Source organism: Psychrobacter sp. Pi2-52, from assembly GCF_904846705.1.
In the GTDB taxonomy this organism is placed as follows: domain Bacteria; phylum Pseudomonadota; class Gammaproteobacteria; order Pseudomonadales; family Moraxellaceae; genus Psychrobacter.
Map to the genome: position 1 here is coordinate 91,578 of NZ_CAJHBS010000010.1, position 13,495 is coordinate 105,072.

The window sequence follows — 13,495 nt, forward strand, 5'->3', positions numbered from 1 at the left end:
ATACGGCTAAGCTATGTTATTGTTCACTGGGCGTGAATTTTTCATAGTAAAAATTACTCGGTTTTAGATTGATGCTGTCTAACCAATTACTCACTGCATCAACCATAGCTAACGGGCCACACAAGTAGACATCAATGTCACCATTATTCAGCCACTCATTGTCAACATGACCAGTGACATAGCCTTTGCGCTCATGGATGCTATCTTCATTTGCGACACAGGTGCGGTAGTCAAACCAAGGATGGTTTTGTTTTACTTCCTCGAGTTTCTCGACTTCTATCAGATCAAAATCGTTAGTTACACCATAGACCATTCTGACAGGATGATGAGCACCAGACACTTCTAAACTTTTTAGCATCGATAGAAAAGGCGCAATACCGGTACCACCAGCTAGAAATAGCGTCGGGCGGATTAGGGGGCGCAGATAAAAGCTGCCAAATGGACCCTCAAAATTAATCTCTTGACCTATAGTCGCATTATCAGATAAGAAGGTACTCATCTTGCCATTAGGGATATTGCGGACGACAAACTCGGCTTGATTGGCACTAGGTATAGAGCTAAATGAATAGGAGCGTGTCTCGTTAGAGTCAGGAATACTGACATTGACATACTGACCTGGCAAAAATACTAGCGCATCTGGATTGTCGACTTCGACGCCAAAGTGAATAGTAGATTCTGAAAGTACATTCAGCTGCTGTAATTTGCCTTTGAATACAGACTTGCCGACTTTGCAAGCTTCAGAGGAGGTTGGTACTTTGATTACGCAATCGCTTTCAGGAATCATCTGACAGGTAAGAACATAACCTTCCTCAGCTTCAGATTCTGTCAGTGCATCTTCGATATACATATCAGGGTGCATGTCGTAGCTGCCAGATTCACAATGGCAACGGCAAGTACCGCAAGCACCATCTAAACAATCCACAGGGATATTGAATTTTTGACGATACGCTGCTTCGGCAACTGTTTCGTCGGCTTCACACTTGATAAAGCCCGTGACGCCGTCTTCGAACTGTAGAGCAATATTATATTCCATGAGAAATATCCCTTTTCAACACGTATTAATTAAAAGCTAGTGACTAAATGATGAGTGAATAATGATTAGACGTGATAGACATCCATGATTTGATGAACATAGTCGTCTTTTAAGACCACATACTTATCTAAAATCTTTGGGCTGTCTTGAGTCATGTCTATTTTGTACTGAGAGTAACCCCAATACGTGTTGGTCTCGTGATAGCGAAAGGATTTGTTAATCCAGTTAAAACGCACCGTCACAATACCGTCATTATCTTCTAGCAATTCAATATTCGATAAATTGTGCGTAGTACGAGTGTCAGGAATAGTCGCTGATGAGCGCTCAGTCTCGATGCGGAAGATGCGATCTTCAAGACCACGACGGTCCGGATAATAAATCAGCGAAATTTCTCGTTGTGGGTCGCTGATGAGCTGACCATCGTCATCCCAACTTGGCATCCAAAAAGGGCAGTCTTCATGGTAATAGGTGAGCCATTCTTCCCATTTTTTCTCATCCAATAAACGCGCTTCACGGTATAGAAACTGTCTAATGTCTTCAATGTTAACAGTTGTGTTTTTCATGATTGATATCCTTATTTTTTTGTCAGTTCTACAATAAATAGCAGAGTAATAATAAAAATGTATTAGTCGCTATTAGCACCGTGTAGCTGCTGCTCTTGCTCTAGAGCTTTTTTCATTTCTTCATGCCAGTAGCGATGTTGGACGGTATATAGCCCTTCATCTTCAGTCTTAACACCACTCATTAAAGGTTTTAGGTCAATAGCGGCAGCGCCTTCATCTGCACCTTGAATCCAGTGCTCGGAGCCTCGGCACATATCATTCCATTCAAGTTTGATACCGTTATAACCTTCTTGGCATGAGCGGAACTCTTCTAAGTCATCAGGTGTTGCCATACCAGTAACGTTAAAGAAATCTTCATACTGACGGATACGGCGTGCACGTGACTCATCGCTTTCGCCTTTTGGTGCGATACACCAGATGCTGACTTCAGTTTTGTCAACCGCGATAGGGCGGAGCATGCGAATTTGTGAGCTGAACTGATCCATGATGTAGACGTTTGGATATAGGCATAAGTTACGTGAGCGTCCAATCATCCAGTCCGCCATTGCTTCACCGTATTTAGCGACATAATCATCGCGATAGGCATAGTTTGGACGGTCCTGTGGGTTTTCCCACTGTGTCCATAACAGCATGTGTCCGTTTTCAAAAGAGTAGAAACCGCCACCTTGACGTCCCCATTTTCCAGCGTTCATGGCTTTGATGTTGTCTTCTTTGACTGCTTCTTGTTCTTTACGACGTGCAGTGGTAGCCGCATAATTCCAATGCACAGCTGATACGTGATAGCCATCAGCACCGTTTTCAGCTTGCAGTTTCCAGTTACCATCAAAGGTATAGGTTGATGTGCCGCGTAGAACTTCTAGACCTTCTGGCGACTGATTGACAATCATGTCAAGAATTTTGGTAGAACCACCAAGCCAGTCTTCAATTGACTGAACATCATCATTTAAGCTAGCAAAGATAAAGCCTTTATAATTGGCCATTTTCACTTGTTTTAGGTCGTGTGAACCTTCTTTATTGAAACATTCTGGGTAGCCGGCGTGTCTTGGGTCTTTAACTTTAAGCAGCTTACCTGAGTTGTTAAAAGTCCAACCGTGAAACGGGCAAGTGTAAGTGGCTTTATTGCCTTTCTTATGACGGCATAATTGTGCGCCGCGGTGTGAGCATGAATTAATCATGCAGTGCAGCTCGCCTTCTTTATTGCGGGCAAGAATGACGGGCTGACGACCAATGTATGAGGTGTAATAGTCATTATTATCAGGAACTTGAGACTCATGAGCTAAGTAGACCCAGTTGTTCTCAAAGATGTACTTCATCTCAAGCTCGAACAGCTCTTCGTTAGTGAAGGCGCTACGATGCAGGCGATAAATCCCTTTTTCACTGTTCTCTTCTAAAAAATCATCAATAGTGATGTCTGATCCTTCAGGTACTAGATTGATACGCTCGCTCATGGCTGCCTTCCTTGTATAATGACGGTATAAAATGAGATTAGAAGCTTACGTTTGATACAACAACTGAGGACATATCAAACGTAAGTCGCTAGTAGTGATTAATTAGTGCTATTTAATATGAGTGCTCGTTAACCTTGTGCACGGCGACGTGCTACTTCGCTGCCTTGTATAGCTTGGTCAATGTCTTTTACTAAATGAAAGTCAAAGTCGATACTTGCGTAAGGCTTATCAAGCTCTTTTTCTTTTAGCTTGTCCGCATCTTCGACCATCGTTACCTCTGGTACCAAACCTTCGCGGCTTGCAAAAGCAAAGTCATCCCATAGGTACTCATCGCCATCGATGTTAATCTGCGTGGTCAGTTTGCGATGACCGTCAGCACTGGCAAAGAAATGAATGTGAGCTGGGCGATGACCATGACGTCCTAGCGCGCCCAATACTTTTTGCGTCATTCCTTCTGGTGGTACCGAGTAACCTAGCGGCACGATGCTGCGGAATGCATAATTTCCGTTTTCATCGGTAATGATGCTACGACGTAAGTTGAAATGAGACTGTGATTCATCAAAGAAAGAGTAGTTACCTAAGCTGTTGGCATGCCACACTTCAACTTTGGCATTTGGAAGAGGTTTTCCGTCTTCACCATAAACAGTGCCTTGCATAAATAGCACGGTACCATTGTCAAGGTCAGTGCCGTCATCTAGACGCGCAAAGCCTTTTTCTTCTGGCGCACCAGCGACATAGAGTGGACCTTCAATAGTACGTACAGTCCCGCCATCAAGACCTGCTGCTTTTAAATCTTCTTCAATCATTAAATCCATGAAGTGATCAAAACCAAGACCTGGTGATAACAAACCGGCTTCTTTGCCTAAATCACCAATGAACTCAACCCCAGACCAATACTCATCGGCGGTTATTTTTAAGTCATTAATGGTTTGCATGAGGTCGGTTACGATACGTAAGACAATGGCTTGTATACGTGGGTTAACTTGTTCAGGAAAGTCAATTTTACCTTTGATGAACTGATTGGCTAATGCTTCAATTTGGCTGCGTTCCATGTCTCTCTCCTTGTTGAGGACTATTTAAAAGGTAGTTATAACGAGTACTCTTACTCAAATTTTATTCATTCACTGCTTATTTTTGGCAACAGGTGCCCGTTGGTCTGGTATAGACCAATAATTATTAAAAAATGGGTTAAGGCGCTATTATTTGATTAGCATCAAAAGTAATAATGAAATCTAGTAATAGCGTTATGAGGCACTAACTATCATCATCGCGAATAGAAGAAGGATGACGAAGTAGAGGGGTGACCTCGACTTTCATATAAGGGTAAAGTGGTAGCGACATCATAATGTCGTGTAGTTCTTCATTACTTTCGACATCGAAAATACTAAAGTTAGAATACTCTCCTGCTAAGCGCCAAATATGACGCCACTTACCTTGTTCCTGCAGTTTGTGTGATAGCGCTTTTTCAGCTTGCTTAAGCTCATTAACTTGATCAGCATTCATATCTGTCGGTAACAACACATCCATTCTGACGTGATATAACATAATTATGTCCTTATATTTTATGGTTAGTCATATGGCTGATATTTGATCTACATCAGCATTTATTTTACGGAGCTTTTGGCAGAGCACTATCAAGCCCCAGCGTGAGAGTCGCTTACGTAAGTTCCTAACGACATGGGATTTGAGGATGATAAATTTGCTTGTCTGGCATAGTGATATACTTTGTCGCTATCTACCTCGATACCTAGGCCAGCACCAGTTGGAATAGTCAAACCAAAATTTTGATAATCAAGCGGTTGAACTAAAATATTCTCTGTTAATAGCAACGGGCCAAACAGCTCCGTGTCAAAGTTCAAGCTAGGATAAGTAGAAAACACATGCGCTGATGCAGCAGTACCAATGGGTCCTTCTAGCATCGTCCCGCCATAAAGCTCGATACCTGCTAGATGTGCCATTTGTCCGATAAGGCAGGCAGCTTTTAATCCACCAGCTTGATTGATTTTTACAGCAAAGACATCAGCACAATGATCCGCTGCCAATTGGAACGCATTATGTGGATCTTGCACGACTTCGTCAGCCATAATAGCCACGTCAAAGTGCTCAGTTAAACGCTTCAGCGCTGATTTATTACGCATTGATACTGGTTGCTCGATTAAATCAACACTGCCATTCTGTAATAAATTTATACCTTTCATAGCTTCAAGCTCTGTCCATGCTTGATTGACATCAACGGTGATGCGGCAATCAGGTAAGGCTTGTTTAATAGCTAACACATGGGCGACATCATCAAGGATAGGGTTGCTGCCTATTTTTAATTTAAAAATCCGATGCTTTCTCTGTTCAATCATTTGATGAGCTTCAGCGATATCGGTATCAGTATTTCCACTAGCAAGCGTCCATGCCACTTCGATACGATCACGGACGCGACCACCGATGAGCTCGCTGATAGGTAGATTGAGTCTTTTGCCTTCGATGTCGAGTAGAGCAGTTTCAATCGCGCATTTTGCAAAACGATTGCCGCTGATGTGGGTATTCAATAGCTGCATTGCTTTTGCTGTGCTTGTAGGCTTTTCCTTCATCAAGAGAGGGGTAAAGTAAGTATCGATATTAGTTTTGATACTATGAGGACTTTCTTCAGCATAACTTAAGCCGCCAATCGTCGTTGCTTCGCCCCAACCTTCGTAGCCATCTTCGGTTTGGATATGCACCAGAACCAATACTTGTTCATTCATCACAGTACAAGCCAGTTTGTGCGCTCGAATAGTAGGTATTGGTACTAGTAAAGTATTAATTGAACGAATCATATCTATCCTTAGTATAAAATTTTGGCTTCCTTATGCTTAATAAGAACTATAGGTGTTAAATATCGACATGTCTAAGACCTATTTAGTCTTGTTTTAATACTTTTTAGGTATTTTGTCGGAAGGTAGGTGGTATGTTATGTTCTTTAGGTATGGAAATTTTGTATATGAAGTAGGTGATAGATAAAAGGGAAGAAATTAGAACGACTTAGGATAGAAACAATAGGAAGTCAATCAAGGAAGAATAATGGAACTCAGGCATTTACGCTATTTCATAGCCGTGGCAGAAGAAAAAAGCTTCAATAAAGCAGCTGCTCGTTTATACATCTCGCAGCCACCACTTAGCCGGCAGATAAAACAATTGGAAGAAGAGATTGGCGTTACGCTCATCGATAGGGAGAACCGTCCCTTGAAACTCACTGAGGCTGGCGAGTTTTTTTATGATCATGCGATACAAATTTTAAAAAAATCAGACGACCTGCGTACTATGACTATTCGTAAGGGGAATTTTGATAATTCACTCTCAATAGGTTTTGTATCATCTATATTGTATGGCATATTGCCGAGAGTAATATCCCGTTTCAGAGAAGTTCATCCGAATATCGAGGTTAAATTGTATGAGCTAAACTCTTGGCAACAAACGCAAGCATTGACAGAAGGGAAGATAGATATAGGTTTTGGCAGGTTGTTATTTGAAGATGCTTCCATTAGGCGAATGGTACTTAGAGAGGAAGATTTAGTAGTTGCTGTTCCTATCGAACACCCGTTATCAAAAGAAAAACGCGACAGTTTAAGCTTGATCGATTTAACAAATGAAAATCTCTTACTTTATCCAACAGCACCGAGGCCGAGTTTCATTGATTACGTATTAGAACTATTTGAAAATCGTAATTTGAAAGCGAATTATTTCATGGAAGTACGTGAATTGCATATTGCCCTAGGGTTAGTAGCAGCAGGAGAAGGGTTGACTATCGTACCGAAGACACTTGAGCATTTACGTCATCAAGAGATAACCTATATACCATTTGAAGAAGGGATATTGACTTCGCCAATCGTGATGAGTGTCAGGCATTTCGATAAGTCTGAATTACTGGAAACGTTATTAGATGTTACTTATCAAATTTATGATGAAGAAGGCTTCATATATAAGCGTGAAAAAATTTGATCAAGTATAAGTTTTAAGGGCTTTACTTATTTAAGGCAAAAGTAATAGGCATACTAACATCGTCAATTTTTCTATAAAAATCGCTAATAATGCTAAAGTAGCAATCAAAAGTTCACATTAACTAAGGTTGCTATGTCTAATATAGAGTCCAATACAGAAAAACCAATACTTAAACAGAGTATCGCACTGTCAGAGAATAGCAAATATACATTTGATGATATAAGCACAGCGCAATCTGCTTTCTTAATACTACCAGTCGTTATACAAACTGCACTAGAGCAAGCTAAACGAGTCGTGCTAATTGCAAATAATCCTGCTGTCACCACGGCTCAGCTTGAGATGTTGTTACAGCCCGATGATGTCTTGGTGTTATTTAATCACTTTATTCACGCTGAATCAGTTTCCAACATTGGCTGATGACCCAAGCCCTAATGACGATCCTATCACTGCTCAGCGCATCTTAGATATTCCTTCGAGCATGCAAAAACTATTATCAAGCCCTACCTATCACAGTGTGCTATCAGAGCATCATAAAGTCGTTGCTGACTATCCATGCTTTACCGAGATTCATTCGTCAGCACCCTCATCAGGTTTTCTGTTATATCGGCTGATGCTGGTAGCTCGAGCATACTTACACCATATTCAAAAGACAAAACTACCATTAGAGATATTAATGATCGGCTTCAATGACAATGATAAAACTGCTCACTTTTGGCATGGTCATAATTGGGATTTTGAACGTCAGGAAATGAGTCGACTACCTAAAGGAGTGACTATTCATCGATACTAGAATATTGATTAGCTCAGTTTTCGTTAGCTAAAAGTAGTTAAACATAAGGAGCGTCTGGACAATGAGAAAGCTCCACCTCTTTGTCATTAGGCTCTCGTTGTATGGCTATCGGTAACGACTGTTCCTCTGTCCAATCAATCAGTTCCATATCGGAAAATTGGGACAGCCATCCTGCCATGGGCCAACAGTGCCATTTTTGATAGAAGCGATTGGCATTGACAATGATACTGTCCAGATGATTAAGAGGTGGCCGGTAGACACTGTGCTGCTGATGATAAGCGATATCAGCAGTAAGGTAAAAATTGATACCTAATCGACGTGCTGTAAAGGCAAAATCGGTATCTTCTGCACCATAACCTGTATATTGGGTGTCAAAACCGCCAATTTTATCAAAAGTCTGTCGCTTGATAGCGAAGCATAGGCTCCAAAATGCACCATAATCATCAGTTTGTTTGATAGCGGTTTGTTCTGTTTCAGTAGGATATGAGTCAGCTTCATCAAAATTGTAACGATAAGGGTTATAGACAGACAGCTCGTCTAAAATAGAGACAGGCAGATGGTTGATTTTTAATTGTGTACTTTCTTCTACTGATAATGGTCGAGTTAGATAGCGTGGTTGACCCATCAAAAGCGCATTAAGATATTGCAGAAGCTTCTTATACATTTGCTCAATAAACGTAGGCGCTACGATACAATCAACATCCAAAAAAATCAGCATATCGTGAGTTGCCTGCAGTGCCCCAAGATTACGGTTATGTCCGATATCAAACTCTATAATTGTAGTATCGTCACCATCATTCACAGCTGATTTAACCGTAGTCGGTAACTTCACAATATTTAATGAAAATTCAGCTAACCGATTGGGATCAGCGTCGTCGTTGACGATAATGACTTCGGCTGGCTTTACACTACTACTTTCTAGACTACTGAGTAGGTTGTAGAGATGACGATTACGACCATAGCAAGTCGTAATGACGGTCATCGATACAGTATCAGAAGTCGTACTAGCATTACTCGTTGGCTGAATGGTCATCGCTTGTCTTTACCTCGCTATCAGGTTGCCTGTTACTTTTAATAAATCAGTATTTAATAAGTCAGAATTCAATTGTTGATTCGGGTGCTAAGTTGAGACGAGGAAGCAACCATTTTTCGAACCAAAGCTTAGTTGTAGGATAATCAGTGATACTATGCATAAACGCTTGAGCAGCTATTGGCGTAACTGCGTTGATTTCCTCAATGCTATCTTCCTCACTGTTATTTTTTTCAATGCTATCAACCGATGTAGTGGGGTGTTGTTTGCTTTGGCCATGAATTATTTGGGCAATAAATTCAGGTTGACCATCATTGACACTCATTAAGGTTTTAAACTGCTGCCAATTTAGCGCTTTGTTTTGAGTGACTAACGCTTCAGCCATGACGGCCTGTTCATTATGTGGCCTGTCATCAGGCACTACTATGAGCGGCGTATCGTAATGATACGCTTGCGCGACAGCATTTAGGCCACAGGCCATCATCAGATAATCGCTATGACAAATAAATGGTGTGACATCATCTACCTCAGCTGAGATATCGACATAACATCGTTTTTCATCGTCTATAGGCCCGAGAGAGACAATTAATGTATCGGGTAGCAGTGAGCGCAACTCCGGTAGTTTTTCGTCAATCGCTTTGTGTCCACCATAGCCTTTGATAACGGTAATAATAGGTATTGTAGCTCCGGACTTGTCTGTTAATTGAGTTTCGATAGCTGGTAGGTTTGTAGATTTAAGATCAGAATTTTCATTATCCACGCTTAATTTTGCCAAGATATCTATAAAGCTCTCATAAGTGTATGACTCAGTTTTTTGAGAGTAGATAAAATCAAGATAGAGCGTTTTACCGCAGACCCATTCGGATGTCTGGGCAGACTCTAACGCTTTAGGATAAGGTGCTAATAAGGCAAGCGCACCAGCAAATACACCCAAATGTGGCGCATCATCGCGAATACCAGGAAGCCTAACGTAAAGGTAAGGAATACTTGCCGCACGGCAGAGCATGGCCACCTCGACGCTGACATCGATAATCATCAGATCAATATTACCTAGAAAGATAGTGTCTAATATTTGGTGACTGCGTTTTTGAATGTCACTATTGCCTACGGGCGAGTAGTGTAGGCTGGCTGGTTGCCAGTACTGTCCTGCACGACCTGCTAATATGTCGTCGGGTCGTTCATCTTCTGCATTCAAACGTACAATTTGTTGTTCATCAATAGCGGTAAAACGATAGCTATTTATATCTAAGCTCGTAAATACCGTTAATTGCGCTCTTGCATCATTAGGCAGCAATGCAGCCAGTTTGTCTGCCTGTCGGCAATGTCCTGAGCCGTGATGATGCGCATAATATCCGATACGCATCATTACGACCCCTCAGAAAAGCTAACAAGATCATTATCAGTTTCAACTGGTGCTTGAATGGCCTGATTAAAAAATTGCAGGGAGTCTTTTGTTAAATCAGACAGCTCATAGCTGTTGATACTGTTGATATAACTTTCTGAATTGTCTTCTATCAACGCAGTTCTATTTTTTAACGCTGCTCGGTACAGTTTCAGATAGCCGTCTACCATGGCTGACACTGAACAAAACTGCAAAGCACGGTTACGGCAGGCTTGGCGTGATATATTTTTAATCGTAGCAAAACCATTGATAAAGGCGGCTTTGTCTTTTTTAGGTACGATGACTCCTGTCTCTGAAGTAATAATTTCGGCACTGGCTCCAGCATCAAAACCAATGACTGGTGTGCCACATGCCAGACTCTCAGCTAAGGTCAATCCGTATGGCTCGTCCCAAGTACTGGTAAATAGCATGGCAGTTGCTCGGCACAAGTAATTGTTAATCTCGTCCTTGGTGACATGACCTACATAACTGAATAGTTTGTCATCGCCACTCTTACTGTCTTTAAATAACAAAGGGGCTACTTTTTGATTGAAGTAGTCTTCGTTGCTTTTAGGTCCTGCTATGATAAGTTTTTTCCCAGCTTCCATGCAGTACCGCATGGCTAAATGAGTGCCTTTTTCAGGGCAGATACGCCCATACCAAAAATATACCTCGTCATCGCTATCATTAGTATTGCCAAGCGATTCTGTATTGGCAGTAAAGGATTCGACATCAATGCCGTTATACACCACTTGTGAAGGGACAAACTCAGCGAATAACTGCTGTTGGTGCTTACTAATCGCTGTAAATTGAGTGGTTGTACCAGAGCGCAGTGTTAAAAGCGCTAAACGTAACTGTGGAAAAATAGGCGTATGAAAAGTGGTAAAAAACCTTTCGCCAAATGCTTGGCCTGTCATCATCGGAATATGATGCAGACTGTGGTTATGTACGATATCAATCTCACCACGATCATCACGTTCGATAATATCTCGTAAGGCTATCTGATAGGTGAGATATTGGTACATCTCTTCACGGCCCATGGCGACCGTTTCATGCTCATTATCATAGACCATCTTGTTAAAATCATGACGAGTCAATAACGGCACCAACGTTGCTTTCGTCTCGCTATCTTTATGAGCGTAAAGCAATACCTCATGACCTTGCGCCACTAGCTCGTCACAAATCAATTGGGTAATCATTTCTAGACCACCCGCATATGGCTGGGCAATGGGGTACAGTGAATGCGCAATAATGGCAATACGTAGCGGTGAATTCGAAGACCTAATCATGTTTTTAAGACCTTTATAGTTATAAGCGTTATGGCTATAAGCGCTATAGTTAGTAGAGTGATGTATAGGGAACCTAGTATAGAAACGATAAAAGACAATAGAATGACCTTGGTTCAAAATTGGCTTATATAAATCGCAAGTTTTTGAGAATCACTATCTTTATGAGTATTGTCTTTATAAGTACTGATTTTTATGAATCGATGGTTTTTTTATCTTTAAATAAAGACGTCGCATAAGATGTCGTGATAGTCGTCTTCTTTTCATGGGCTACCTTTAAAGTCTGTTTTAGAACCTTACTCATACTTGGTATGTCTGCTCGAGCATCAGAGAAGTTATCCATTGCTACCTTGGCTGCGCTTAGTTTTAGAATGCAAACTGCTGCTGCACATATAAATAGTACTGGTGAGTAGAGCGATGAAAACGGTGCTACAACTAGGACTGTAATGATATTTAGCACCAACAGCAGTTTTGGTAACGCTGCTATATTCTTAAGGAGTAATGACTGACGACTTTGGATATAGTTTTGTTTTGGCGTATAGTCAAGCCTATATAAATCCGATACATCGTCATCCTCGCTAAGCATACTAATGTATAACTTGCACTCGGTTTCCTTGTATCGAAATTATATTGAACTGACTATACAAACAAAAGGTTTCTCTCGTCCCCACAGCACCGGAAGCCATGACAAGGCACCAATCTCCCAAAAGTTTAAATGCATCAACCATGCTCGTATCTTTCTGCTAAAACGTGGCTGATGGCTGTCATCTACTTGTTGATTGAGAGGCGATTGATCATGGCAGTAAGCCCACAACCGTCTAAGGATAAAAAATATGTAGCCTGCATAAACCAGATATAAAGGTGCAAGCATTGACACGTCAGCGTTATTTATTAAAAGCATATCAACCATTACCAGAATTGCGCAGATATGCAAAAGGATAAAGAACCCCGTGAAGTTTACCCAAGCACTTAATTGAGACAGATGAGCGCGTATATATGCTAGACGTTCACTCATACTTTTGGACTGTGAAACATATTGACTTGGAGAGTTGTACGGGACTGACAAGTAATCCGTGAGCACTTGCATATTGCCGTAGATCCAGCGTCGGCGTTGACATATTAGGTCATCTAGCGTGTTGGGCAGTAAACCCGTGGCAATGACTTCTGGCACAAATTGACTGCGAAAACCTTGTCGATGCATAAGCACGCCCATCTGAGCATCTTCAGTGATAGAAGCGCCTGACCAACCTCCTATGCTCAAAAGATCCGAGCGTCGAATGACTGCATAAGTACCCGTTGATAAGGCGCGATTGCGATTAAAAGAGCGGTACAGATGATGGTTAAAATAGTGATTCAACTCGCTATGCGCATCGAGCTGTCCTTCATTACGATAAAACTGCGGAAACTGCAGTAGGGTATGCTCAGGATACTGGGCGATAGCCTGTGTAATAGAGGCTCTAGCATGTGGTAATGCTTGGTAATCACTATCGACAACCACAATGTGACTACAGTCTGGACTCATTAACCCAAGTGCCAAGTTTAAAGCGCCCGCTTTGAAACCTTCGACACGATCGATGTGATAAAAATGGACGTTCAATTTAACGTCTAAGCTTTGGCAAAATGCTGCTAATGGCTCATACAACGATGTCTCTTTATTATTATTATCGATAATCAATATCTCATCGCGCGCTTCCTTTACTGCTAATAACGACTTTATCGTGGCAATAACCAACTCTGGAGGCTCAGCTCGCGTCATCAATTGAAAACTGAGTGCTTCTCTAGCTAGAGCTTCTTGTATGTTAGCAGTCATGTCTGGTCCTTAGGCATATACAACAAATTAAATTTATATAAAAAGAATGGGCCTATAGACAATGTAAGTACTTGTATCCTCAGTCATTTAATGCATACTAATACAAAATTAGGGGCTGTAGTAGATAAGCACTATGCTAGACTACTTTTATGAAGATAACCCGTTGTAAACTAAGTAAAAAAGCA

The 13,495-nt window shown here is 41.3% G+C and carries 14 protein-coding genes; 3 read left to right on the forward strand and 11 right to left on the reverse strand.

Annotated elements, in window-relative coordinates; genetic code table 11:
• Positions 1 to 16: 16 nt before the first annotated feature.
• From benC to JMY00_RS07410, 6 genes are all read right to left on the reverse strand, one after another.
• A complete protein-coding gene (gene benC / locus JMY00_RS07385) occupies positions 17 to 1,033 on the reverse strand; it encodes a benzoate 1,2-dioxygenase electron transfer component BenC (protein WP_201579668.1) in 1,017 nt (338 codons plus the stop codon).
• 65 nt (positions 1,034 to 1,098) lie between these two features.
• Positions 1,099 to 1,596, reverse strand: a complete 498-nt coding sequence (benB, locus tag JMY00_RS07390) for a benzoate 1,2-dioxygenase small subunit (protein ID WP_201579669.1) — start codon at positions 1,594 to 1,596, stop codon at positions 1,099 to 1,101.
• 62 nt (positions 1,597 to 1,658) lie between these two features.
• Entirely contained in the window at positions 1,659 to 3,044 is a 1,386-nt protein-coding gene (gene benA / locus JMY00_RS07395) for a benzoate 1,2-dioxygenase large subunit (RefSeq protein ID WP_165596829.1), read from the reverse strand.
• A gap of 128 nt (positions 3,045 to 3,172) precedes the next feature.
• Complete coding sequence (gene catA / locus JMY00_RS07400; RefSeq protein WP_201579670.1) at positions 3,173 to 4,096, reverse strand: catechol 1,2-dioxygenase; 924 nt, start codon at positions 4,094 to 4,096, stop codon at positions 3,173 to 3,175.
• A gap of 202 nt (positions 4,097 to 4,298) precedes the next feature.
• Positions 4,299 to 4,589: a muconolactone Delta-isomerase gene (gene catC / locus JMY00_RS07405; RefSeq protein ID WP_179799432.1), complete on the reverse strand. Its 291-nt coding sequence runs from the start codon at positions 4,587 to 4,589 to the stop codon at positions 4,299 to 4,301.
• Positions 4,590 to 4,678: 89 nt separating this feature from the next.
• On the reverse strand, positions 4,679 to 5,851 hold the full coding sequence (locus tag JMY00_RS07410; protein WP_201579671.1) for a muconate/chloromuconate family cycloisomerase: 1,173 nt from the start codon (positions 5,849 to 5,851) through the stop codon (positions 4,679 to 4,681).
• Positions 5,852 to 6,095: 244 nt separating this feature from the next.
• Here JMY00_RS07410 and JMY00_RS07415 point away from each other — a divergent pair, with 244 nt between their 5' ends.
• From JMY00_RS07415 to JMY00_RS07425, 3 genes are all read left to right on the forward strand, one after another.
• Complete coding sequence (locus JMY00_RS07415; RefSeq protein ID WP_201579672.1) at positions 6,096 to 7,013, forward strand: LysR family transcriptional regulator; 918 nt, start codon at positions 6,096 to 6,098, stop codon at positions 7,011 to 7,013.
• Between the two features lie 132 nt (positions 7,014 to 7,145).
• A complete protein-coding gene (locus JMY00_RS07420; protein WP_201579673.1) occupies positions 7,146 to 7,430 on the forward strand; it encodes a hypothetical protein in 285 nt (94 codons plus the stop codon).
• Positions 7,423 to 7,803, forward strand: coding sequence for a hypothetical protein (locus JMY00_RS07425; RefSeq protein ID WP_201579674.1), 381 nt, complete (start codon positions 7,423 to 7,425; stop codon positions 7,801 to 7,803). The genes JMY00_RS07420 and JMY00_RS07425 overlap by 8 nt, the downstream gene beginning before the upstream one ends.
• A gap of 37 nt (positions 7,804 to 7,840) precedes the next feature.
• On the opposite strand, the gene JMY00_RS07430 is transcribed toward JMY00_RS07425, so the two are convergent.
• The 5 genes from JMY00_RS07430 to JMY00_RS07450 form a co-directional block, all read right to left on the reverse strand.
• On the reverse strand, positions 7,841 to 8,836 hold the full coding sequence (locus JMY00_RS07430) for a glycosyltransferase (RefSeq protein WP_201579675.1): 996 nt from the start codon (positions 8,834 to 8,836) through the stop codon (positions 7,841 to 7,843).
• Positions 8,837 to 8,897: 61 nt separating this feature from the next.
• Positions 8,898 to 10,199, reverse strand: coding sequence for a hypothetical protein (locus tag JMY00_RS07435; RefSeq protein WP_201579676.1), 1,302 nt, complete (start codon positions 10,197 to 10,199; stop codon positions 8,898 to 8,900).
• Positions 10,199 to 11,503, reverse strand: coding sequence for a glycosyltransferase (locus JMY00_RS07440; protein WP_201579677.1), 1,305 nt, complete (start codon positions 11,501 to 11,503; stop codon positions 10,199 to 10,201). Before JMY00_RS07440 ends, JMY00_RS07435 begins: the two co-directional genes overlap by 1 nt.
• Before the next feature lie 190 nt (positions 11,504 to 11,693).
• Positions 11,694 to 12,086 (reverse strand): hypothetical protein, encoded by a 393-nt coding sequence (locus JMY00_RS07445; protein WP_201579678.1) that lies wholly within the window; start codon positions 12,084 to 12,086, stop codon positions 11,694 to 11,696.
• Positions 12,087 to 12,125: 39 nt separating this feature from the next.
• On the reverse strand, positions 12,126 to 13,310 hold the full coding sequence (locus JMY00_RS07450) for a glycosyltransferase family 2 protein (protein ID WP_201579679.1): 1,185 nt from the start codon (positions 13,308 to 13,310) through the stop codon (positions 12,126 to 12,128).
• Positions 13,311 to 13,495: the final 185 nt, after the last annotated feature.

What these genes read in the sequence shown, in the direction of transcription:
- JMY00_RS07430 (WP_201579675.1), bottom strand. Translation starts at nt 8,836, where the DNA reads ATGACCATTCAGCCAACGAGTAATGCTAGTACGACTTCTGATACTGTA.
- catA (WP_201579670.1), bottom strand. Translation starts at nt 4,096, where the DNA reads ATGGAACGCAGCCAAATTGAAGCATTAGCCAATCAGTTCATCAAAGGT.
- catC (WP_179799432.1), bottom strand. Translation starts at nt 4,589, where the DNA reads ATGTTATATCACGTCAGAATGGATGTGTTGTTACCGACAGATATGAAT.
- JMY00_RS07445 (WP_201579678.1), bottom strand. Translation starts at nt 12,086, where the DNA reads ATGCTTAGCGAGGATGACGATGTATCGGATTTATATAGGCTTGACTAT.
- benB (WP_201579669.1), bottom strand. Translation starts at nt 1,596, where the DNA reads ATGAAAAACACAACTGTTAACATTGAAGACATTAGACAGTTTCTATAC.
- benA (WP_165596829.1), bottom strand. Translation starts at nt 3,044, where the DNA reads ATGAGCGAGCGTATCAATCTAGTACCTGAAGGATCAGACATCACTATT.
- JMY00_RS07415 (WP_201579672.1), top strand. Translation starts at nt 6,096, where the DNA reads ATGGAACTCAGGCATTTACGCTATTTCATAGCCGTGGCAGAAGAAAAA.
- JMY00_RS07410 (WP_201579671.1), bottom strand. Translation starts at nt 5,851, where the DNA reads ATGATTCGTTCAATTAATACTTTACTAGTACCAATACCTACTATTCGA.
- JMY00_RS07450 (WP_201579679.1), bottom strand. Translation starts at nt 13,310, where the DNA reads ATGACTGCTAACATACAAGAAGCTCTAGCTAGAGAAGCACTCAGTTTT.
- benC (WP_201579668.1), bottom strand. Translation starts at nt 1,033, where the DNA reads ATGGAATATAATATTGCTCTACAGTTCGAAGACGGCGTCACGGGCTTT.
- JMY00_RS07420 (WP_201579673.1), top strand. Translation starts at nt 7,146, where the DNA reads ATGTCTAATATAGAGTCCAATACAGAAAAACCAATACTTAAACAGAGT.
- JMY00_RS07435 (WP_201579676.1), bottom strand. Translation starts at nt 10,199, where the DNA reads ATGATGCGTATCGGATATTATGCGCATCATCACGGCTCAGGACATTGC.
- JMY00_RS07440 (WP_201579677.1), bottom strand. Translation starts at nt 11,503, where the DNA reads ATGATTAGGTCTTCGAATTCACCGCTACGTATTGCCATTATTGCGCAT.